This window comes from Streptomyces sp. NPDC051315, assembly GCF_044455165.1.
Classification (GTDB): Bacteria; Actinomycetota; Actinomycetes; order Streptomycetales; family Streptomycetaceae; genus Streptomyces.
This window is the reverse complement of record NZ_JBITEN010000019.1, coordinates 40,118-62,088: the sequence shown is the minus strand read 5'-3', so window position 1 is coordinate 62,088 and position 21,971 is coordinate 40,118. Positions and strand designations below refer to the sequence as shown.

The window sequence follows — 21,971 nt, the reverse complement described above, 5'->3', positions numbered from 1 at the left end:
GGTCGCTTACTTCTCCTCGGTGGTGCCGGTGGGACGGGCGTGGCTGACGGCGGGTTCGTTCCCGCCGAGCAGCAGGTACAGGACGGCCATCCGGATGGACACGCCGTTGGCGACCTGCTCGACGACGGTGCAGCGGTCGGAGTCGGCGACCTCGGCGGTGATCTCCATGCCGCGGACCATCGGCCCGGGGTGCATCACGATGGCGTGCTCGGGCATCCGCGCCATCCGGTCGCCGTCGAGGCCGTAGCGGCGCGAGTACTCGCGCTCGGTCGGGAAGAACGCGGCGTTCATCCGCTCGCGCTGGACGCGCAGCATCATCACCGCGTCGGACTTGGGGAGCGTGCTGTCGAGGTCGTACGACACCTCGCAGGGCCAGGTCTCGACGCCGACGGGCACCAGGGTGGGCGGGGCGACGAGGGTGACCTCGGCGCCGAGGGTGTGCAGCAGGTCGACGTTGGAGCGGGCGACCCGGCTGTGCAGCACGTCTCCGACGATGGTGATGCGCCTGCCGGACAGGTCCTGGCCGATCCCCGCGTCCCGGCCGACGAGCCGGCGGCGCATGGTGAAGGCGTCGAGCAGGGCCTGGGTGGGGTGCTGGTGGGTGCCGTCGCCGGCGTTGATGACGGCGGCGTCGATCCAGCCTGAGTTGGCCAGGCGGTAGGGGGCTCCGGAGGCGCCGTGCCGGATGACGACGGCGTCGACGCCCATGGCCTCCAGGGTCTGGGCGGTGTCCTTGAGGGACTCGCCCTTGGAGACGCTGGAGCCCTTGGCGGAGAAGTTGATGACGTCCGCGGACAGGCGCTTCTCGGCGGCCTCGAAGGAGATCCGGGTGCGCGTGGAGTCCTCGAAGAAGAGGTTCACGATGGTGCGGCCGCGCAGGGTCGGCAGCTTCTTGATGGGCCGGTCGGCGACCCGGGCCATCTCCTCCGCGGTGTCGAGGATGTGGACGGCGTCGTCGCGGGTGAGGTCGGCGGCCGAGATGAGATGACGCTGCATCTGTCAGGCTCCGTAAGACAAGGGGGAGTTTTCGGGCATGCGGGCGCATGAGGGCGCGCGCGGGGGCGTACGCCGGACTGCTACTGCTGCGCGCCCGGGGCGGTCTGCTTCACACCGAGCAGCACGGTGTCGCGACCGTCCTCCTCGGCGAGCTGGACCTTGACCGTCTCCCGCAGCGACGTGGGGAGGTTCTTGCCGACGTAGTCGGCGCGGATGGGCAGTTCGCGGTGGCCGCGGTCGACGAGGACCGCGAGCTGCACCGCGCGCGGGCGCCCGATGTCGTTCAGGGCGTCGAGGGCGGCGCGGATGGTGCGGCCGGAGAAGAGCACGTCGTCGACGAGGACGACCAGCTTGCCGTCGAGGCCGTCACCGGGGATGTCGGTGCGGGCCAGCGCGCGCGGCGGGTGCATGCGCAGGTCGTCGCGGTACATGGTGATGTCGAGGGAGCCGACCGGGATGGAGCGCTCGGTGATCTGCTCGAGCTTGGCGGCGAGCCGCTGGGCGAGGAAGACGCCCCTGGTCGGGATGCCGAGGAGCACCACGTCGTCGGCGCCCTTGGCGCGTTCGACGATCTCGTGGGCGATGCGGGTCAGCACCCGCGCGATGTCGGGGCCCTCGAGGACGGGCCGCGCATCGGACTGCTGCGGCTCGAGCCGCGTGTCCTGCTTGTCCATACGAAACGGACCTCCTTCTCCGCCTCACGGGACGGACCTTAAAGGACGTCGGATTTGCGCCATCCACGGTAGCAGGCCGGGCGAGCGCCCTGATCACCCCCTTGGAGTAATCGGCCATCGATACCACGGAAGCGTCGGTGTGGACCATTCGGCTTGACGCAGAAGAATCACGCTGCGTAACCTCACAGTGAGTTACCAGCCGCGCGGCATGGAACCAAAAGCCAGTCGCGTCGACCCAGTGCCGGGGAGCTATATGTCCAGCGAATACGCCAAACAGCTCGGGGCCAAGCTCCGGGCGATCCGCACCCAGCAGGGCCTTTCCCTCCACGGTGTCGAGGAGAAGTCCCAGGGACGCTGGAAGGCGGTCGTGGTCGGTTCGTACGAGCGCGGCGACCGCGCCGTGACCGTGCAGCGCCTCGCGGAGCTGGCCGATTTCTACGGCGTCCCGGTGCAGGAGCTGCTGCCCGGCACCACCCCGGGCGGCGCCGCCGAGCCGCCGCCGAAGCTGGTTCTGGACCTGGAGCGGCTGGCCCACGTGCCGGTCGAGAAGGCGGGTCCCCTGCAGCGGTACGCGGCGACGATCCAGTCGCAGCGCGGTGACTACAACGGCAAGGTGCTGTCGATCCGCCAGGACGACCTGCGCACGCTCGCCGTCATCTACGACCAGTCGCCGTCGGTCCTGACCGAGCAGCTGATCAGTTGGGGCGTGCTGGACGCGGACGCGCGTCGCGCGGTCTCCCACGAGGACAACTGAACGCCGTAGCGTCTCAGCAGAAACGTGCCGCCGGGGTGGCCGGGACCTGATGGTTGCGGCCGCCCCGGCGGCGTTCCGAGGGGCCTGCGGGGCGCCTGGACACGGGAATGCCGGAGGGCCCGCAGCGAGGATGCTGCGGGCCCTCCGGCATGCGGGTCGTACCGCTTATGCCTCGTCGCGGCGCAAGGAGGGCTTGAGTTCCTTCAGCCGGCCCAGCAGGCCGTTGACGAACGAGGGCGACTCGTCCGTCGAGAACTCCTTCGCCAACTGCACCATCTCGTCGAGGACGACGGCGTCCGGGGTCTCGTCGACCCAGATCAGCTCGTGGGCGCCGAGCCGCAGGATGTTGCGGTCGACGACGGGCATCCGGTCGAGCGTCCAGCCGACCGAGTACTGGGCGATCAGCTCGTCGATGCGCTTCGCGTGCTGCGCGTAGCCCTCGACCAGCTGCATCGTGTACTCGCTCACCGGCGGCTGCCGGGTGTCGGCCCGGGAGAGCCGGATCCAGTCGGCGAGGACCGTCAGGACGTCGGCGCCGCGCTGGTCGCCCTCGAAGAGGATCTGGAAGGCGCGCTTGCGGGCCGTGTTGCGGGCGGCCACGGTTAGCTGTTCACCCGGCCGAGGTAGTCGCTCGTGCGGGTGTCGACCTTGATCTTCTCACCGGTGGTGATGAAGAGCGGGACCTGGATCTCGTGGCCGGTCTCCAGGGTGGCGGGCTTGGTGCCGCCGGTGGAGCGGTCGCCCTGGACGCCCGGGTCGGTGTGCTGGATGGTCAGCTCGACGGCGGCCGGGAGCTCGACGAAGAGCACCTCGCCCTCGTGCTGCGCGACGGTGGCCGTGAAGCCCTCGACGAGGAAGTTCGCGGCGTCGCCGACGGCCTTCCGGTCGATGTGCAGCTGGTCGTAGGTCTCCATGTCCATGAAGACGAAGTACTCGCCGTCCATGTACGAGAACTGCATGTCGCGCTTGTCGACAGTGGCCGTCTCGACCTTGACGCCGGCGTTGAAGGTCTTGTCGACCACCTTGCCGGAGAGCACGTTCTTGAGCTTGGTGCGCACGAAGGCGGGGCCCTTGCCGGGCTTGACGTGCTGGAACTCGACGACGGACCAGAGCTGGCCGCCTTCGAGCTTGAGCACCATGCCGTTCTTGAGGTCGTTCGTGGAAGCCACGGTTGCGGAATCTCCTGGACTGACGTGGACGACCCCGGGGGCACGCACCTGCCTATAGTGCGAGCAGCTCCTTGGTCGTGATGGTGAGTAGCTCGGGTCCGCCGTCCGCCTCGGGGCGTACGACGAGCGTGTCATCGATCCGGACACCGCCCCGGCCCGGGAGGTGGACCCCCGGTTCGACGGTGACCGGCACGCAAGCGTCCAGTTTACCCATGGCCGCGGGAGCCAACTGCGGGTCCTCGTCGATTTCGAGTCCGACACCGTGCCCGGTCATCACCGGCAGCCCCTGTCCGTATCCCGCGGAGTCCAGCACCTGCCGTGCGGCCCGGTCCACGTCGCGGTAGGCGGCACCGGGCACCAGGCTCTCCCGTCCGGCGCGCTGGGCGGCGAAGACGAGGTCGTACAGCTCCACCTGCCAGTCCGCCGGTGAGGTGCCGATGACGAAGGTGCGGCCGATCTCGCACCGGTAGCCGCGGTAGGTGGCGCCCAGGCAGACGGAGAGGAAGTCGCCCTCCTCCACGCGCCGGTCGGTGGGCCGGTGACCGCGTCGGCCCGAGTGGGGGCCGGTGCCCACGGAGGTGGGGAAGGCGGGGCCGTCGGCGCCGTGGTCGACGAGGCGGCGCTCCAGTTCCAGGGCGAGATGACGTTCGGTGCGGCCGACGAGGATGGATTCGAGCAGCTCCCCCAGTGCCTGGTCGGCGATCTCGGCGCCGATGCGCAGGCAGGAGATCTCCTCCTCGTCCTTGACCACCCTGAGCTGTTCGACCGCGCCACCGAGGTCGGCGAGGCGCAGGCGCGGTGCGACCGAGCGGAGGCCGCGGTGGCGGGCGACGGTGAGGTGGTGTTCCTCGACCGCGAGGGAGTCGGCGCCCTGGGCCGCGAGGATGCCCGCGGCCGCCACGGCGGGGTCGCCCCCGGCGCGGGGCAGGACGTGCACCGGGAGCTTCTCGTCGGGCCGGCCGTCGCCGGGGCGGTCGTCGGGCGGGCCCGTGCAGACGAGGAGGTCCTCGTCTCGGCCGAGCAGGAGAACGGCACCCTGGGGCGCCGCGCCCGCGAGGTACCTGACGTTGGCTGGGCGGGAGACGAGTGCTGCCGCGTTGCCGGACGCGTTGCAGCGTTCCCGGAGGCGGGTTCGGCGGGACGCGTACACCTCTGACATGAGTCGAGCCTAGGAGCGGTGGCCGGATTGTGCTGGCTGAGAAGGCCGACCGGGGCAACACATGTGTGGGGGCGGGGGTCGGTGGGGGGTGGGCCGGCCCCACCCGGCGGAGCCGGACGCCGATCCGCGCAGGCCGGTCTCGCCCACCCCGCACGACCGCATGCGGCCCGGCCCCGCGCTCCTCAGGCGAGGACGGTCCCCTCGGCTACCACTTCGGCGGACTCGCGATCGCCCTGGCCAGGACGTCGTCCAGGACCCGCGCCGTCGTCGGCACGTCGAGCTGGGAGTTGTCGATGATCGGGAGCCCGGAGCCGTACCAGCCGGCCATCCGGCCGTGGATGCGGGCGACCTCCTCGTCGGTGAGGCGGCGGTTGCCGGAGCGTTCGGCGTTGCGCTCCAGGACGACTTCCAGGCCGGGGAGGAGGACGACCGGCAGCAGGCCGGGGCCCACATGGCGCTTCCAGCCGCCGAGGCCGACGGCCGGGCGGTCGGGGAAGATCGCGTCGTCGAGGATGCAGGAGATGCCGTTGGCCAGGAAGTTTCGCGCGGCGAAGCCACAGGTGCGGCGGGCTAGGCGGTACTGGGCCTCAGAATTGTCGTTCCACCCGCGCTGAGGGTCGGCGAAGCCGGAGCGGACCCATTCGCGGACGTCGTCGAGGCTGATGTGGGCGGTCGGTACCCGGCGGTGGTCCGCCCAGAACTTGGCGACGCTGGTCTTGCCGGCGCCGGCGGGGCCGATGAGCAGCACCGCGAGGGTGGTGGCCGCGGGGTCGGGCGTGGTCGCCGCCGGGGGCGGGCTCGGCACGCCGACGGGGCCGCCGGGCGGCAGCGGCACGTGCCCGGTGGTGTCGGTGCCCGGCGGGACGGGGGCGTGCTGCGGGGCCGGCGGGTGCGGCACCGGCGGGACCGGCGGCTGGGGCGCGGGCGGGACCGGCGGCTGGGGCGCGGGCGGGACCGGACCCGACGGGGGCACTCCGGTGAAGCCCGGTGCCGGGTGCGGCAAAGGCGCGGGGGCGGTGTGCGGGGGGTTGCCGCCCGGCTGGTGCGCACCGGGGTGTTGTGCGGCCGGTGACCAGCCGACGGCCGGTCCGTGCCCCGGCTGGTGGGGCGGCGGCAGCGGAGAACCCACTGCGTGCTGCATCCGGTGCCACTCCGTCTCGTTCTTCTGGGGTTCGGTCCACCTCCGGGGCGCCAAAGCCCCTTCGGCGCCGTGAGCGATCGGCGCGGGCAGGGCGGGCCCCGCCTTCGCTACCGAACGGTACCGCCCCCGGCCGTCGTTTGGTGAACGGCCGGGGGCGGTCCGAAGTGCCCGGTGGGGAACGCGAATCGGGCGGAAGGGAAGCCGATGGACTTAAGAGCTCCGAACAAAAGGGGAGGTCGATCAGCTCGCGGCGTCGGCCGCGTGCGATCGCAAGGCGCCGAAAGGTCCTCGTAGCGGAGCTACCAGGACCTTTCGGCAACGCGGTGAGCGTGCGTGCCAGGCGCCGCGAGCCGGGCGCCCCTTTTGTCCGGAGCTCTTACTCGCCCACTTCGCCGTAGGCGGCGAGCAGGACCGCGGGGTCGGGTCCCTCCAGGACGGTGGGCTTGGCCAGACCGTCGAGGACGATGAAGCGCAGGAGGTCGCCGCGCGACTTCTTGTCGACCTTCATGGTCTCCAGCAGCTTGGGCCACTGGTCGTAGCGGTAGTGCAGCGGGAGGCCCACCGCCTGGAGGATCGTGCGGTGGCGGTCGGCCGTGGCATCGTCCAACCGGCCGGCGAGGCGGCCGAGTTCGGCGGCGAAGTGCATGCCGACCGAGACGGCGGCGCCGTGCCGCCACTTGTAGCGCTCGTTCTTCTCGATGGCGTGGGCCAGGGTGTGGCCGTAGTTGAGGATCTCCCTGAGGCCCGACTCCTTCAGGTCGGAGGAGACGACGTCCGCCTTGACCTTGATGGAGCGCTCGATCAGCTCGGCGGTGTGCGGGCCGGCCGGGGTGCGGGCGGCATCGGGGTCGGCCTCGATGAGGTCGAGGATCACCGGGTCGGCGATGAAGCCGGCCTTGATGATCTCCGCGAGCCCGGAGACGTAGTCGTTGACCGGGAGGGAGTCCAGCGCGGCAAGGTCGCACAGCACGCCGGCCGGCGGGTGGAAGGAGCCGACGAGGTTCTTGCCCTCGGCGGTGTTGATGCCGGTCTTGCCGCCGACGGCCGCGTCCACCATGGCCAGCACCGTCGTCGGGATGGCGATCCAGCGCACCCCGCGCAGCCAGGTCGCGGCCACGAACCCGGCGAGGTCGGTGGTCGAGCCGCCGCCGACGCCCACCACGACGTCGGTGCGCGTGAACCCGGACTGGCCGAGCGCCTTCCAGCAGTAGGCGGCGACCTCGGCGGTCTTGGCCTCCTCCGCGTTGGGCACCTGGATGGCGACGGCCTCGTAGCCCTGCGCGGCCAGGTCGGCGCGGAGCGCGTCGCCGGTCTCGGCGAGCGCCTCGGGGTGGATGACGGCGACCCGCTTGGCCCGGTCGCCGATCAGTCCGCCGAGCTCACCGAGGAGCTGACGGCCGACCAGCACCTCGTACGGTTCGGAGCCCGCGCTGCCGCCGACCCGGATTCGCGTCACTGCCTCACTCATGCTTCCTTCAACTCCAGGGCGTCCAGGGCTGCTTGGGTGACCTCTTCGGGCGTGCGGCCGTCCGTCGGCACGACGGCCGTGGCGATCTCCTCGTAGAGGTGCCGCCGCGCCTCCATCAGCTCCCGCCACTGCTTGCGCGGGTTGACCGCGAGCAGCGGGCGGGCCGCGTTGAGACCGGTGCGCTTCACGGCCTCCTCGACGTCCATGGACAGGTAGACCACCCGCAGCCCGGACAGCAGGGCGCGCGTGTCCGCGTCCAGGATCGAGCCGCCGCCGAGCGCCAGGACGCCCTCGTGCTCGCCGAGCGCGCGCTGCACCGCCTGCTTCTCGATGGCCCGGAAGGCGGGCTCGCCCTCCTCCACGAAGATGTCGGCGATGGCACGGCCCTGCTCGGCGACGATGTCGTCGTCGGTGTCCCGGTAGGCGACCTGGAGCCGTTCGGCCAGCTGCTGCCCGACGGTGGACTTGCCGACGCCCATCGGCCCGACCAGGACGACCAGCGGCCCGCTCATCGGATGGGGAGGTTGTCGAGGTACGACCGCACGTTGCGGCGGGTCTCGGCCACGCTGTCCCCGCCGAACTTCTCCGCCACCGCGTCCGCGAGGACCAGGGCGACCATGGCCTCGGCCACGATGCCGGCCGCCGGCACCGCGCACACGTCGGAGCGCTGGTGGTGGGCCTGCGCGGCCTCGCCGGTGGAGACGTCCACGGTCTGCAGCGCGCGCGGCACGGTCGCGATGGGCTTCATGGCCGCGCGGACGCGGAGCAGCTCGCCGGTGGTCAGGCCACCCTCGGTGCCGCCCGAGCGGCCGGTGGCCCGCCGGATCCCCTCGGGCGTCTTCACGATCTCGTCGTGGGCCTTCGAACCCGGCACCCGGGCGAGCTCGAAGCCGTCGCCGATCTCCACGCCCTTGATCGCCTGGATGCCCATGAGGGCGCCGGCCAGCCGGGCGTCCAGCTTGCGGTCCCAGTGCACGTGCGAGCCCAGGCCCACCGGGACGTCGTAGGCGAGGACCTCGACGACGCCACCGAGGGTGTCGCCGTCCTTGTGGGCCTGGTCGATCTCCGCGACCATCGCCTTCGACGCGTCCGCGTCCAGGCAGCGCACCGGGTCGGCGTCCAGCTTCTCGACGTCGGCGGGGGTCGGGTAGACGCCGTACGGCGCCTTGGCGGCGGCCAGCTCCACGACGTGGGAGACGATCTCGATGCCGGCCGTCTCCTTCAGGTACGACCGGGCGACGGCGCCGAGCGCGACGCGGGCGGCCGTCTCGCGCGCGGAGGCGCGCTCCAGGATCGGGCGGGCCTCGTCGAAGCCGTACTTCTGCATACCGGCCAGGTCGGCGTGGCCGGGGCGCGGACGGGTCAGGGGCGCGTTGCGCGCGAGCCCGGCGAGCACCTCGGGGTCGATCGGGTCGGCCGCCATGACCTGTTCCCACTTCGGCCACTCGGTGTTGCCCACCATGATCGCGACCGGGGAGCCGAGGGTGAGGCCGTGCCGGACACCACCGAGGAAGGTGACCTCGTCCCGCTCGAACTTCATCCGCGCACCGCGCCCATAGCCGAGCCGGCGCCTCGCCAGATGGTCCGCGACCATCTCCGTGGTGATCGGCACGCCGGCGGGAAGGCCCTCCAGCGTCGCCACGAGTGCGGGACCGTGGGACTCCCCCGCGGTCAGCCAGCGCAACCTGCTCAACGGTGCTCCTCAGTGCTCGCGCCTGGTACTGCCCTGCGTACGCGTGTCCTCGCGTACGGCAACGGCGTGACCGGGTGCGCGACCCAGGCCCGCCACCTACGATCCTCCCACGTCCGCGACCCGGAACCGGTCGCCGGTCCATCAGGCGGACGGTGCGGGACCGGGGCCGGGCTCACCGGGCGTCGTCGGGCCTTCGCCGCGGGGCGTAGGCGCCGAGGAAGTCGGCGCCGCTGGGTCCGGTCGCCGCCGGGGGCCGCTGGGCCTGGCCCTGCTGGTTCTGCTGGTTCAGCTGATCCTGGTTCTGCTGGTTCTGGTGCTGCCGCGGGGCGTACGCACCCAGGTAGTCCGCTCCTCGGCCCTGCCCGTCCTCCGCCGCCGCGTGCGCGGCCGCACCGGACCGCACGGCACGCCGGTGGGCGATCCTCCGCTTCAGCTTCAGGACCCACGAGGCCACGACGGCGAGCACGATCAGCCCGAGCACCGTGAGCTGCGCCCACTCGGGCAGGAACCACAGGGCGGCCTCGAAGATCTCGCCCTTGACCGACGCCAGCGGCACCTCTGCGACCACGTTGGACATGTACCCGACTCCCCCCACGCTGGGCTCCACCCCCTGCGGAACCCAGCGGATCCTAGCGGGAGGCGAGTGCGTGTTCGCCCGCTTTTCGCATGGCGTCCACGGGTGCCGGGGTCTGCCCGGTCATCTGCTCCACCTGGAGCACCGCCTGGTGCACCAGCAGGTCGAGTCCGCTGACCACGGCGCCGCCGAACATGGACCAGCGGGCGGCCAGCTCGGTCGGCCAGGGCTCGTAGAGCACGTCGAAGAGGGTGGCGGGCCGCCCCGGGACCGAGGTGGCGAGGGCGTCCGTCACCCCCGTGGGGGTGGTCGCCACCACCAGCGGGAAACGGAGCGCGTCCGCCGCGTCCGCCCAGTCCGCCGTACGCACCTCGACGTCGAGGCGCTCGCCCCACTCCCGCATCTCGGCGGCCCGGGCCTCGCTGCGCACATGGACGACGACCTCGCCGGTGCAGATACGGGCCAGGGCGGCCAGCGCCGAGGAGGCGGTGGCGCCGGCGCCGAGGATCGCCGCCGAGTCGACCTGTTCGACACCGTGCTCGCGCAGGGCGGCCACTATGCCGGGGATGTCGGTGTTGTCGCCGACGCGGCGGCCGTCCTCGGTGAACACCAGGGTGTTGACCGCCTCGACCGAGGCCGCCGTCTCGCTGATCTCGTCCAGCAGCGGGATCACCGCCCGCTTGAGCGGCATGGTCAGCGACAGCCCCGCCCACTCGGGACCGAGCCCCTCGACGAACTGCGGCAGGGCCGCCTCGTCGACGTCGAAGCGGTCGTACGTCCAGTCCGTCAGCTCCATCGCCTGGTACGCGGCGCGGTGCAGCACCGGGGAGAGGGAGTGGGTGATGGGACTGCCGAGCACCGCCGCCCGATGACGGTGGCCGTGCCCGGCCCTGACTGTGTCGCTCATTTCCTCAGTTACCGGCGCTCTCGTTGAACTTCTGCTTGAGTTGCTGGAACTGCGCGTAGGTCTTCGCGAATTCCGTCTTGTTCTCGCCGTCGGTCGCGACGAAGTAGATCCATCCGTCGCTCGTCGGGTTCATCGTCGCCGCGAGGGCGTTCGCACCCGGGTTTCCGATCGGTCCCGGCGGAAGACCCTTCTGGGTGTACGTGTTGTACGGGTCCTGGTTGCTGTTGATCTCGGACTCGCTGATGTGGATGTTGCTCTCGTTCTTCAGATAGTTGAACGTCGAGTCGAACTGCAGCAACTGGTTGGTCTCGGTGTTCGTGGGCTTGAGACGGTTGTAGACGACCTCCGCCATCTTGCGGAAGTCCTCGTCCGTCTTGCCCTCGGCCTGGACCAGGCTGGCGACCGTGACGACCTGCAACGGGTTCTCCAGGCCGAGCGCCTCCGCCTTGGCCTGCAGGTCGAACTTGCCGTAGGCCTCGTTGGCCCGCTGCACCATCTCCTTGAGCACCGAGGCGGGCTTCATGCCCTTGGCCGCGGGATAGGTGCCCGGGTGGAGGAACCCTTCGAGCGGATCCTTGATCTCACTGTCGTTGTTCGCCCAGCTGGGCAGCCCGAACGTCTTGAAGTCCTTTTCGGCGACGCCTCTGGTGGTTCCGGCGGAAAGGCCGAGTTTCGCGTCGATGGCCTTGTACACCTGGATGTTGCGCTGGCCGGGCGTGACCATCACATTCGCCTGGCTCTTCGGGTCCAGCATCATTTCGACGGCGCTCGCCGCGGACATCTCCTTCTTCAGGATGTACGCGCCCGCCTGGATCTGGTCCCCGTCGGGATTGCTGGTGAACGCGGACACGAAGGCGTCGACGCTCTTGACGACACCCGCCTCCTTCAGCCGGCGGCCGATCTCCGCGCCGCCCGCGCCCTTGGGCACCTCGACGCTGACGGTCTGGCTGAGGCCGTCGCCCGCGTAGTCCGGGGCCGCGCCGTAACGATTCTGGTAGAACTGGTAACCGAAGTAGCCGACGCCGCCGATACCGCCGCCGAACACGAGGACGACGACCAGGCAGGCGCAGCCGTTGCGGCGCTTCTTGCCCTTGCTGCCCTTGCCCCGACGGTCCCGGCCCTCCGGCTCGCCGTCGTCCTCGTCGTCGGCCCCGCCCCCCGCGAAGAAGGCGTGCTCGCCCTGGTCCGGACCCGGGTCCCAGTCGGGCCGCTGCTCCTCGGCCCGGGTTTCGGGCTCCGGCTCGGAGCGCCGCCGGGCGGGCGGCTCCGGCGGCGGATAGGCGTCCGGGGTGCCGTAGAAGTCGGGCTGCTCGGCACCGTAGGCAGCGGGCTGCTGGCCGTACGGGTCACCGGGGTCCGCGGCGTAGGGGACGTGCGCATGGGTGCCGGTGCCGTCCCACCCGCCCTCCTGGTACGCCTGCTGATGGCTCTGCTCGCCCGGGTGGCCCTGCTGACCCTGCTGAGCTTGGTGGCCCTGCTGGGCGTCCTGCTGCTGGTACTGGTGTGGGTCGTACGACTGCTGGTACTGCTGTGGGTACTGCTGCTCGTCGTACTGGCGCTGGTCGTACTGCTGCGCCTGTCCCTGACCCCAGTCGCCGTACCCCGGCTGCTGCGGCTCCTGCGGGTAGTGCTGCGGCTGGCCGCCGTAGGCAGGCTGATGGCCGTTCTGGGCCTGCTGCCCTTCCCATCCGCCGTCCCCGTACAACGGGTCCTCCGGATGCCACGGTTCGGAGCCTGGGCCCCGGCCATACTCAGTCATCGATCCCCTAGAGCCGCGAGGCGGCAGTCGCGCGGCTTGTCGGCCCGGCTACCGTTCCGCCTCTCTTTGTGCGGCAGCTGTTCGAACGCCGCCGCATCGCGCGGAACGTTACCGTATCGCGATCAGATGACCACTTCGACGCCCTCGCCGGGTGCTGTGCCTGACACTCGTTCGGATTCCAGCGCCTGCTGGAGGATGATCACAGCGGCTGCCTGGTCGATGACGGAACGTCCCTTCTTGGACTTCACACCCGAGGCGCGTAGTCCCTGACTGGCCGTCACGGTCGTCATCCGCTCGTCGACGAGCCGGACCGGGACCGGCGCGATGCCCCTGGCCAGCTCCTGGGCGAAGCCGCGGACCTTGACGGCCGCCGGGCCCTCGCCCCCCTTGAGGGAGCGAGGAAGGCCGACGACGACCTCGATCGGCTCGTACTCCTCGACCAGCTGCCTCAGCCGGCGGTGAGCCGCCGGGACGTCACGGCCGGGGACGGTCTCCACCGGGGTGGCGAGGATCCCGTCGGGGTCGCACGAGGCGACCCCGATCCGGGCGTCCCCGACATCGATCGCGAGGCGACGGCCGCGGCGCATCGCCGGGCCGTCCCCGCTCGTCTGCCGGTCGGCGCTCACTTGGCCGTTTCCGCCACGAGGCGCTCGACGGCCTCGACGGCCTCACCGACGGCGGCCGGGTTCTGGCCACCGCCCTGGGCGACGTCCGGCTTGCCGCCACCGCCGCCGCCGAGGGTCTTGGCGGCCGTACGGACCAGGTCGCCGGCCTTGAGGCCGCGCTCGCGGGCTGCCTCGTTGGTGGCGATGACCGTGAGCGGCTTGCCGTTCGCCACGGCGAACAGGGCGACCACGGCGGCCCGGCCGCCCTGGATGCGGCCCCGCACGTCGAGGACGAGCCTGCGCAGGTCGTCGGCGGTCGTGCCGTCCGGGACCTGACCGGTCACGAGGGCGACACCGCGCACGTCCTTGGCGGACTCGGCGAGACCGGCGGCGGCCTGGAGCACCTTCTCGGCGCGGAACTTCTCGATCTCCTTCTCGGCGTCCTTCAGCTTGCCGAGCATGGCGGAGACCTTCTCCGGGAGCTCCTCCGGGCGGCCCTTGATCAGCTCCTGGAGCTGGGCCAGGACCGTGTGCTCACGGGCGAGGAAGTTGTAGGCGTCCACACCGACGAGGGCCTCGATACGGCGCACCCCGGAACCGATCGACGACTCGCCGAGCAGCTTCACCAGGCCGAGCTGGGCGGTGTTGTGGACGTGCGTGCCGCCGCACAGCTCCTTGGAGAAGTCGCCGATGGTCACCACGCGGACGCGTTCGCCGTACTTCTCGCCGAACTCGGCGATGGCGCCCTGCTTCTTGGCCTCGTCGATGCCCATGACGTCGGCGCGCACGTCGAGGTCGCGGGCGAGCACCTCGTTGATCTTCTGCTCGACGTCGGTCATCACGGCCGTCGGAACGGCGGACGGGGAGCCGAAGTCGAAGCGGAAGCGGCCGGGCTGGTTCTCGGATCCGGCCTGGGCGGCCGTCGGACCGAGGGCGTCGCGCAGGGCCTGGTGGGTCAGGTGGGTGGCCGAGTGGGCGCGGGCGATGGCCGTGCGGCGGCGGGCGTCGATCGAGGCGTGGGCCTTGGCGCCGACGGTGACCTCGCCGACCTGGACGACGCCCTTGTGGACGTAGACGCCCGGAACCGGCTTCTGGCAGTCACGGACCTCGATGACGGCGCCCGTGTCGACCTTGATGCGGCCGGTGTCGCCGATCTGACCGCCGCCCTCGGCGTAGAACGGGGTGCGGTCGAGGACGATCTCGACCTCGTCGCCCTCGGTGGCGGCCGGCGAGGAGGCGCCGTTGACCAGGATGCCGACGACCGTGGACTCGCCGTCGGTGTCCGTGTAGCCGATGAACTCGGTCTCACCGGCCTTGTCGGCGATCTCGCGGTAGGCGCCGGCCCCGGCGTGGCCGGTCTTCTTGGCCTGGGCGTCGGCCTTGGCGCGCTCCCGCTGCTCCTTCATCAGGCGGCGGAAGCCGTCCTCGTCCACGGAGAGGCCCTGTTCGGCGGCCATCTCCAGCGTGAGGTCGATCGGGAAGCCCCAGGTGTCGTGGAGCAGGAAGGCCTTGTCGCCGGAGAGGACACCGGAACCGGAGGCCTTGGTCTCGGCGACGGCGGTGTCCAGCACGTTGGTGCCGGCGTTCAGCGTCTTGAGGAAGCGGGCCTCCTCGGCGAGGGCCACGTTCTCGATGCGCTCGCGCTCGGTGACCAGCTCCGGGTACTGCTGCCCCATCATCTCGATGACGGTGTCGATCAGGTCCTTGACGACCGGGCCGGTGGCGCCGAGCAGCCGCATGTTGCGGATGGCGCGGCGCATGATGCGGCGCAGCACGTAGCCGCGGCCCTCGTTGCCCGGGGTGACACCGTCACCGATGAGCATCACGGAGGTGCGCATGTGGTCGGTGACCACGCGCAGGGACACGTCCGAGTCGTGGGAGTCGCCGTAGGCCACACCGGTCAGCTCGGTGGCCTTCTTGATGACGGCCATGGAGGTGTCGATCTCGTACATGTTCTGCACGCCCTGCAGAATCATGGCGAGGCGCTCCAGGCCGAGGCCCGTGTCGATGTTCTTGCTGGGCAGTTCGCCGAGGATCTCGAAGTTGTCCTTGCCGATGCCCTCGCCCCGCTCGTACTGCATGAAGACGAGGTTCCAGATCTCCACGTACCGTTCGTCGTTGACGGCGGGGCCGCCCTCGACGCCGAACTCGGGGCCGCGGTCGTAGTTGATCTCGGAACAGGGGCCGCACGGGCCGGGGACGCCCATCGACCAGTAGTTGTCCTTCATGCCCAGGCGCTGGATGCGCTCCTTGGGCACGCCGACGACCTCGTGCCAGATGCGCTCGGCCTCGTCGTCGTCCTTGTAGACGGTGATCCACAGGCGCTCGGGGTCGAGGCCGTAACCGCCCTTGTCCTGGGGCGTGGTGAGCAGCTCCCAGGCGTACTTGATGGCGCCTTCCTTGAAGTAGTCGCCGAAGGAGAAGTTGCCGCACATCTGGAAGAACGTGCCGTGGCGGGTGGTCTTGCCGACCTCTTCGATGTCGGGCGTGCGCACGCACTTCTGCACGCTGGTGGCGCGGCTGAAGGGCGGCTTGACCTCACCCAGGAAGTAGGGCTTGAAGGGCACCATGCCGGCCGGGACGAGGAGCAGAGTCGGGTCGTCCGCGATGAGCGACGCCGAAGGGACGACGGTGTGCCCGCGCTCCTCGAAGAAGCTCAGCCAGCGGCGGCGGATCTCAGCCGACTCCATCAGTGGTCCTCATTCCGGTTGTACGAGTGCTTCGTCTGCGAGTACGTCGTGTTCTCGATGTACTGGGCGTGCTTCGGTGTGCTGCGGTTCTCGATGGCGGCGTGCCGCCGGGGTGCCGGGAGTTCGGGGTCCTCGTGGATCCCCAGTGCCTCCTCCAGCTCGGCCTCCCGCTGGGCCATGTTGTCGCGGACGTCGAGCGCGAAGCCCACCGCGCGGTCCTTGAGGCGCGCTCCCGTCTCGAGCGCCTTGTTGGCCGCGGTCGCGGCGAGGCTCTCGGGGGTCAGCTGCTTCAGCTTGCGATTGACCTTGGTGGTGGCCCACACACCGGCGGCGACGCCGGTGGTGAACCAGAAGGTACGGCGGAACATTGCTGCGTCAGTCCTTCTTCCGCTTCGCCCGCCGTGAGGCCGGGACGGTGCGGCCCACGATCACGGTACGCCGGGGCCCCTTGGCGGGCACGTCGTCCTTGCGGCCGCCGAGGGCCCGGCGGACGCCGTAACCGAAGGCGGCCACCTTCACCAGGGGCCCGCCGAAGGTGGAGGCGACGGTGCTGGACAGCGCGGAGGCGTTCGAGGTGACCTCCTGGACGTCCGAGGCGATCGCGTCGACCCGGTCGATCTGGGTCTGCGCCGAGCGCACCGCCGCGGAGGCGTCGGCCAGCAATGGGACGGCCTGGTCGGTCACGTCCGCGACCAGCTTGGTGGTCGCCCTGAGCGTCTGGGCCAGCCTCGCCAGCGCGACGGCGAGGAAGGAGACCAGGATCGCCCAGAACACGGCCACCAGGATGCCGGCCACCTCTCCACCGGACACTGCGCACCCGCTCCCTGATACGTGCCTCTGCATCGAAAAAGTCGTGCACCGAGCCTATCGCGCCACAGGCGGCGCTCCGAACCGGATTTGCCGGTACGGACAGCCGGGTTGCCACAACGCCCGCAGACATGCGTGAACCCGCCGCCCCGCCCGCCCGGAGGGGCAGGGGGACGGCGGGCTCGGGCGCGAAGGCGCAGGGGGTGCTACGACCGCCGGGAAATCAGCGGGCGTAGTACTCGACGACGAGCTGCTCGTCGCAGATCACCGGGATCTCCTTGCGGTTCGGCTCACGGTCCAGGCGGAACGCCAGGGCCTTGAGGTTCACCTGGAGGTAGCGCGGGGTCTCGCCGTCGGGGGCGAAGCCACCCTCACGGGCGATCGCGAACAGGGTCTTCTCGCGGCTGCGCTCGCGGACCATCACGACGTCGTCGGGACGGACGCGGAACGACGGCTTGTCGACCTTCTGGCCGTTGACCTCGATGTGGCCGTGGACGACCATCTGGCGGGCCTGGTAGATGGTGCGGGCGATGCCCGAACGCAGGACCAGGGCGTCGAGACGACGCTCCAGCTCGATGATCAGGGCCTCACCGGTCTTGCCCTGGACCTTGGAGGCACGCTCGTAGGCGCGGACGAGCTGGCGCTCGGACACGTCGTACTGCGCGCGCAGACGCTGCTTCTCGAGCAGACGGACCTTGTAGTCCGAGTTCTGCTTGCGGCCACGGCCGTGCTCACCCGGCGGGTAGGGGCGGGCCTCGAAGTACTTGACGGCCTTCGGGGTCAGCGCGATGCCGAGGGCACGCGACTTCTTGACCTTGGGGCGGGACTGGTTCGCCATGAACCAAACACCTCGTGTTTCTTATGCGAGTACGGCTTCACCAGGGTTAGGGGAGGTCGCATCCGCAGCCTGGGAAACCCCGCGGGTCCACCGGGGACCTGCCGGGCAGCCGCTCCCTGGTCTGGGCACAACGTGCAGCACGCGAGTGGCCCACCGACCGTCCCGGAGATCCAAGGGGTGGTGGGCTGCCCGCGACACCGTTCGACGGTGCGCGACGCTCCTGGAGTTCCTGGCGGACCAGGTCTCCGGCTGTATGTCCCGCTCTGGTGAGCCGGCCCCCCTTTCACAGGGGCCCGGACACGGGACGCAGCACTTCGGCCGAGTCTACAGGGTGCTCAGGAGCGCTTGCGACCGAGGTGCTTCCTGGTCCACTCCACGGCGTCCGCGTACCGCGCCTCGGCGCCGTGCCGGGTCGGCGTGTAGTACTCGCGCTCCTTGATGGCGTCCGGCGCGTACTGCTGCGCGGCGATCCCCTCGGGCAGGTCGTGCGGGTACACGTACCCCTGTGCGTGCCCCAGCTTGGCCGCGCCCTTGTAGTGCCCGTCCCGCAGATGCGGTGGCACGGGCCCCGCCAGTCCCTTGCGTACGTCGTCCAGCGCGGCGCCGATCGCGGTCGTCGCGGAGTTGGACTTGGGGGCGAGCGCGAGGGCGATGGTGGCGTGGCTGAGGGTGAGGGCCGCCTCGGGGAAACCGATCATGGCGACGGCCTGGGCGGCGGCGACCGCGATGGACAGGGCGTGCGGATCGGCGAGGCCGATGTCCTCGCTGGCGGAGATCATCAGGCGGCGGGCGATGAAGCGCGGGTCCTCGCCGGCCTCGATCATGCGGGCCAGGTAGTGCAGGGCGGCGTCGACGTCGGAGCCGCGGATGGACTTGATGAGCGCGCTGGCGACGTCGTAGTGCTGGTCGCCGTCGCGGTCGTACTTCACGGCGGCGCGGTCGACCGTCTCCTCCAGCGTCGACAGGGCGATCTCCGTCTCGTCCTTGTCGAGCGCGGCCCCGGCGGCGGCCTCCAGGGCGGTCAGGGCGCGGCGGGCGTCGCCCCCGGCGATGCGCAGGAGGTGGGCCTCGGTGTCCTCGGGGAGGGTGACGGCGTCCTTGAGGCCGCGGTCGTCGGCGAGGGCGCGCCGGATGAGGCCGCGCAGGTCGTCGTCGGTGAGGGGTTCGAGGGTCAGCAGCAGCGAACGGGACAGCAGGGGCGAGATCACCGAGAAGTACGGGTTCTCGGTGGTCGCCGCGATCAGGGTCACCCAGCGGTTCTCGACGGCCGGGAGGAGGGAGTCCTGCTGGGCCTTGCTGAAGCGGTGGATCTCGTCGAGGAAGAGGACGGTCTCCTTGCCGAAGCCGCCGGTGGCGCGGCGGGCGCCGTCGATGACCGCGCGGACCTCCTTGACTCCGGCGGTGATCGCGGACAGCTCGACGAAGCGCTTGTTGGTGGCTTTGGAGACGACGTAGGCGAGGGTCGTCTTGCCGGTGCCGGGCGGACCCCAGAGGATCACCGAGGACGGGCCGGCCGGGCCCTTGGCGCCCTCGCCGACCAGGCGGCGCAGGGGCGAGCCCGGCTTGAGGAGGTGCTGCTGGCCGACGACCTCGTCGAGGGTGCGCGGGCGCATCCGGACCGCCAGCGGACTGCCGGCGGGGTCCTTCTCCTGGCGTTCTTCTGCTGCGGCGGTGAACAGGTCGGGCTCCACGCTGAAACCCTAAATCACCGCACTGACAATCCCGCCGGGGCCGCCGACGGCCCGCGGTCCGTGGGTCAGCTGGTCCAGAACTCCCACCAGCGGGTCAGGACCAGCATGCCGATGATGCCGATGTGCAGCACGGGCAGGACCCAGGTGAACTCGCCGAAGAAGCTCTTCAGCCAGCTGGGGGCGGGCAGGAAGCCGTTGCGGACGTTGAACGAGGTCACGTACCAGAACATGATGATCGTCGCGACCCAGGCCAGGCAGCACCACAGGCACAGGGCGTTGATCCGGTACAGGGACTGGAACATCAGCCAGGCGCAGAAGCCGACCCCGAAAAGCGTGCCGGCGTTGAAGGTGAGCCAGTACCAGCGGGGGAAGCGGGCGCCGGCCAGCAGGCTCATGCCGACGCAGACGACGATGCCGTAGGCGACGAGGCCGAGCATCGGGTTGGGGAAGCCGAAGGCGGCGGCCTGCTTGCTCTCCATGACGCTGCCGCAGGAGACGATGGGGTTCAGGCTGCAGCCGGGCGTGAACGTCTTGCCCTCGACCTTGGCCTCGAGCAGCTTGAACTTGTCGATCGTGATGACCCACGCGGCGAGCAGACCGGCAGCGCCGGTGATCACCAGCAACAGGGCGAGCGCCCGGCTGCCGCCCGCCGTCCCCGGCGCGGCCGCCCCGGCGCGCTCCGGCTCGGGCTCGGTGGAGACGTCTTGGACTGTCGTCTTGCTCATCACGCCGATTCCGTCACTTGAGAGCTGGACCATCTTCGGGCAGGGGCCATTGTGCCGCACGCGCGTGTGTACGCACCGTTCGCTTCACATAAGGATGAACGTGCGACGCCCGGCGAGTGCACGGTTCCGGCCACGGGGCGGGCACGGCGAAGGCGCCGGACGCCCCTGCGGGCATCCGGCGCCCCCGCGCGGTGTGGGTGTCAGCCGAGCCGTGACTCCAGCTCCGCGACGATCTCGTTGACGCCGACCGCCGTCTGCACGCCGGACTCCATGTCCTTGAGCTGGACGACGCCGTCGGCGAGGTCCCGCTCGCCGGCGACGATCGTGTAGCGGGCGCCGCTGCGGTTGGCGTTCTTCATGGCGCCCTTGAGGCCCTTGGCGCCGTAGGAGAAGTCGGCGGCGACGCCGAGCTTGCGCAGTTCGGTGACCTTGGCGAACAGCACGCGGCGGGCCTCCTCGCCGAGCGGGACGGCGAACACGCTGGTGGACGCGGGGAGTTCGAGCTCGACCCCCTCGGCCTCCAGGGCCAGGACCGTGCGGTCGACGCCGAGGGCCCAGCCGACGGACGGCAGCGCGGGGCCGCCGATCATCTCGGACAGGCCGTCGTAGCGGCCGCCGCCGCCCACCGCGGACTGCGAGCCCAGACCGTCGTGGACGAACTCGAAGGTCGTGCGGGTGTAGTAGTCCAGGCCGCGGACCAGCTTGGGGTCGTCCTCGAAGGCGACACCGGCGGCCGTGATCAGCTCGCGGACCTCCTCGTGGTACGCCTTGCAGGCGTCGCAGAGGTAGTCGCGCAGGAGGGGGGCGCCCGTCAGCTGCTTCTGCACCGACTCGCGCTTGTCGTCCAGCACACGCAGCGGGTTGATCTCCGCGCGCCGGAGCGTGTCCTCGTCCAGGTCCAGGCCGCGCAGGAAGTCCTGCAGGGCGGCCCGGTAGACGGGACGGCACTCCTTGTCGCCCAGGCTGTTCAGCAGGATGCGGAAGTTCCTGAGCCCCAGCGAGCGGTACGCCTGGTCGGCGAGGATGATCAGTTCGGCGTCCAGCGCCGGGTCCTCGGCGCCGATCGCCTCGGCGCCGACCTGGGAGAAGTGGCGGTAGCGGCCCTTCTGGGGGCGCTCGTAGCGGTAGTACGAGCCCGAGTACCAGAGCTTGACCGGCAGGTTGCCCGCCTTGTGGAGGTTGGCCTCCAGGGCGGCGCGCAGCACGGACGCGGTGCCCTCGGGCCGCAGGGCGAGCCTGTCGCCGCCCTTGGTCTCGAAGGCGTACATCTCCTTGGTCACGATGTCCGTGGATTCGCCGACGCCACGCGCGAACAGTTCGACGTTCTCGAAGCCGGGCGTCTCGATGTAGCCGTACCCGGAGTTGCGCAGCGGCGCGGCGATCGCCTCACGGACGGCCAGGTACATGGCGCTGTCCGGCGGGATCAGGTCGTACGTGCCCTTGGGGGCCTTGAAGGTGCTCACGGGAAGTCTCTCGTCACATTCCTCGTCGGGGAGCGGGCTGGGCTCCCTGGCCGGCGGCCACCTGCCGCAGATACGGGTTGGTGGCGCGCTCCTGGCCGATGGTCGTCTGGGGGCCGTGGCCGGACAGCACCACGGTCGAGTCGTCGAGCGGCAGGCACACGCGGGCCAGCGAGTCGAGCATCTCGGCCATGTCACCGCCGGGCAGGTCGGTGCGTCCGATGGAGCCGGCGAACAGCAGGTCGCCCGAGAAGAACACGGACGGGATGTCCGCCGCCTCGGGCATCCGGAAGGTCACCGACCCCTTGGTATGGCCCGGCGCGTGCGCGACGGAGAACTCCAGCCCGGCCAGGTCCAGTCGCGTGCCGTCGGTCAGTTCCCGGACGTCGTCCGGCTCCCCCACCGTCAGCTCGCCCATCAGCGGCATGCCGATAGACCGGCCGAGCGCCTTCTCGGGGTCGCTCATCATGTACCGGTCCTCGGGGTGGATCCAGGCCGGTACGTCGTGCGCGCCGCACACCGGGACGACCGAGGCCACGTGGTCGATGTGGCCGTGGGTGAGGACGACGGCGACGGGCTTGAGCCGATGCTTTCTGATCGCTTCCTCGACTCCGGGGGCCGCCTGGTGGCCCGGGTCGATGATCACGCACTCCTCACCGGCGGCGGGGGCGACGAGATAACAGTTCGTCCCCCAGGCCCCGGCGGGGAACCCGGCAATGAGCACGATCGTCCTTCGTTTGTGTCGGTACGGGAGGGCTTGCGAGCGGCTGCGCCCGTCGTCAGAGCCTACCGGCGCTGCCGATTCCTCAGCGAACCCATATACGGTACGGGGCACACGCAGGCGGTCGGCTCACTGGACGC

General features: G+C 70.8%; 22 protein-coding genes. 1 reads left to right on the top strand and 21 read right to left on the bottom strand.

From position 1 onward, the window contains the following. Positions 1-6: 6 nt before the first annotated feature. Entirely contained in the window at positions 7-996 is a 990-nt protein-coding gene (locus tag ACIBBD_RS30480) for an aspartate carbamoyltransferase catalytic subunit (RefSeq protein ID WP_399422784.1), read from the bottom strand. Positions 997-1,076: 80 nt separating this feature from the next. Next, positions 1,077-1,670 (bottom strand): bifunctional pyr operon transcriptional regulator/uracil phosphoribosyltransferase PyrR, encoded by a 594-nt coding sequence (gene pyrR, locus ACIBBD_RS30475; RefSeq protein ID WP_399422783.1) that lies wholly within the window; start codon positions 1,668-1,670, stop codon positions 1,077-1,079. A gap of 253 nt (positions 1,671-1,923) precedes the next feature. Between pyrR and bldD the strand changes: the two genes are divergently transcribed. After that, positions 1,924-2,424 (top strand): transcriptional regulator BldD, encoded by a 501-nt coding sequence (bldD, locus tag ACIBBD_RS30470; protein WP_399422782.1) that lies wholly within the window; start codon positions 1,924-1,926, stop codon positions 2,422-2,424. A gap of 165 nt (positions 2,425-2,589) precedes the next feature. On the opposite strand, the gene nusB is transcribed toward bldD, so the two are convergent. The 19 genes from nusB to ACIBBD_RS30375 form a co-directional block, all read right to left on the bottom strand. After that, positions 2,590-3,024, bottom strand: a complete 435-nt coding sequence (nusB, locus tag ACIBBD_RS30465) for a transcription antitermination factor NusB (protein WP_399422781.1) — start codon at positions 3,022-3,024, stop codon at positions 2,590-2,592. A 2-nt stretch (positions 3,025-3,026) separates the two neighbouring features. Beyond that, the gene (efp, locus tag ACIBBD_RS30460; protein ID WP_391647003.1) at positions 3,027-3,593 is read right to left on the bottom strand and encodes an elongation factor P; all 567 of its coding nucleotides are present in this window, start codon (positions 3,591-3,593) and stop codon (positions 3,027-3,029) included. Between the two features lie 52 nt (positions 3,594-3,645). Then, complete coding sequence (locus ACIBBD_RS30455; protein ID WP_399422780.1) at positions 3,646-4,752, bottom strand: aminopeptidase P family protein; 1,107 nt, start codon at positions 4,750-4,752, stop codon at positions 3,646-3,648. A gap of 205 nt (positions 4,753-4,957) precedes the next feature. After that, positions 4,958-5,893 (bottom strand): Pro-rich N-terminal domain-containing protein, encoded by a 936-nt coding sequence (locus tag ACIBBD_RS30450; protein WP_399422779.1) that lies wholly within the window; start codon positions 5,891-5,893, stop codon positions 4,958-4,960. 376 nt (positions 5,894-6,269) lie between these two features. Next, a complete protein-coding gene (aroB, locus tag ACIBBD_RS30445) occupies positions 6,270-7,361 on the bottom strand; it encodes a 3-dehydroquinate synthase (protein ID WP_399422778.1) in 1,092 nt (363 codons plus the stop codon). Next, complete coding sequence (locus ACIBBD_RS30440) at positions 7,358-7,873, bottom strand: shikimate kinase (RefSeq protein ID WP_399422777.1); 516 nt, start codon at positions 7,871-7,873, stop codon at positions 7,358-7,360. The genes aroB and ACIBBD_RS30440 overlap by 4 nt, the downstream gene beginning before the upstream one ends. Then, the gene (gene aroC / locus ACIBBD_RS30435; RefSeq protein ID WP_399422776.1) at positions 7,870-9,054 is read right to left on the bottom strand and encodes a chorismate synthase; all 1,185 of its coding nucleotides are present in this window, start codon (positions 9,052-9,054) and stop codon (positions 7,870-7,872) included. The genes ACIBBD_RS30440 and aroC overlap by 4 nt, the downstream gene beginning before the upstream one ends. 172 nt (positions 9,055-9,226) lie before the next feature. Continuing rightward, the gene (locus tag ACIBBD_RS30430; RefSeq protein WP_399422775.1) at positions 9,227-9,631 is read right to left on the bottom strand and encodes a hypothetical protein; all 405 of its coding nucleotides are present in this window, start codon (positions 9,629-9,631) and stop codon (positions 9,227-9,229) included. A 52-nt stretch (positions 9,632-9,683) separates the two neighbouring features. Beyond that, the gene (locus tag ACIBBD_RS30425; protein ID WP_399422774.1) at positions 9,684-10,535 is read right to left on the bottom strand and encodes a shikimate dehydrogenase; all 852 of its coding nucleotides are present in this window, start codon (positions 10,533-10,535) and stop codon (positions 9,684-9,686) included. A gap of 4 nt (positions 10,536-10,539) precedes the next feature. Then, entirely contained in the window at positions 10,540-12,294 is a 1,755-nt protein-coding gene (mltG, locus tag ACIBBD_RS30420; protein WP_399422773.1) for an endolytic transglycosylase MltG, read from the bottom strand. Between the two features lie 122 nt (positions 12,295-12,416). Continuing rightward, positions 12,417-12,881 (bottom strand): Holliday junction resolvase RuvX, encoded by a 465-nt coding sequence (gene ruvX / locus ACIBBD_RS30415; RefSeq protein ID WP_399422865.1) that lies wholly within the window; start codon positions 12,879-12,881, stop codon positions 12,417-12,419. Positions 12,882-12,916: 35 nt separating this feature from the next. Further along, a complete protein-coding gene (gene alaS, locus ACIBBD_RS30410; protein WP_399422772.1) occupies positions 12,917-15,589 on the bottom strand; it encodes an alanine--tRNA ligase in 2,673 nt (890 codons plus the stop codon). Further along, entirely contained in the window at positions 15,589-15,957 is a 369-nt protein-coding gene (locus tag ACIBBD_RS30405) for a hypothetical protein (protein WP_399422771.1), read from the bottom strand. The genes alaS and ACIBBD_RS30405 overlap by 1 nt, the downstream gene beginning before the upstream one ends. 7 nt (positions 15,958-15,964) lie before the next feature. Next, entirely contained in the window at positions 15,965-16,399 is a 435-nt protein-coding gene (locus ACIBBD_RS30400; protein ID WP_399422770.1) for a DUF948 domain-containing protein, read from the bottom strand. A gap of 220 nt (positions 16,400-16,619) precedes the next feature. Beyond that, positions 16,620-17,234: a 30S ribosomal protein S4 gene (gene rpsD / locus ACIBBD_RS30395; protein ID WP_324788627.1), complete on the bottom strand. Its 615-nt coding sequence runs from the start codon at positions 17,232-17,234 to the stop codon at positions 16,620-16,622. A gap of 335 nt (positions 17,235-17,569) precedes the next feature. Then, positions 17,570-18,925, bottom strand: a complete 1,356-nt coding sequence (locus ACIBBD_RS30390) for a replication-associated recombination protein A (protein ID WP_399422769.1) — start codon at positions 18,923-18,925, stop codon at positions 17,570-17,572. A gap of 65 nt (positions 18,926-18,990) precedes the next feature. Next, a complete protein-coding gene (locus ACIBBD_RS30385; protein WP_399422768.1) occupies positions 18,991-19,650 on the bottom strand; it encodes a vitamin K epoxide reductase family protein in 660 nt (219 codons plus the stop codon). 200 nt (positions 19,651-19,850) lie between these two features. After that, on the bottom strand, positions 19,851-21,113 hold the full coding sequence (gene hisS / locus ACIBBD_RS30380; protein ID WP_399422767.1) for a histidine--tRNA ligase: 1,263 nt from the start codon (positions 21,111-21,113) through the stop codon (positions 19,851-19,853). A gap of 13 nt (positions 21,114-21,126) precedes the next feature. Next, complete coding sequence (locus ACIBBD_RS30375) at positions 21,127-21,834, bottom strand: MBL fold metallo-hydrolase (protein ID WP_399422766.1); 708 nt, start codon at positions 21,832-21,834, stop codon at positions 21,127-21,129. Between the last annotated feature and the right edge of the window lie 137 nt (positions 21,835-21,971).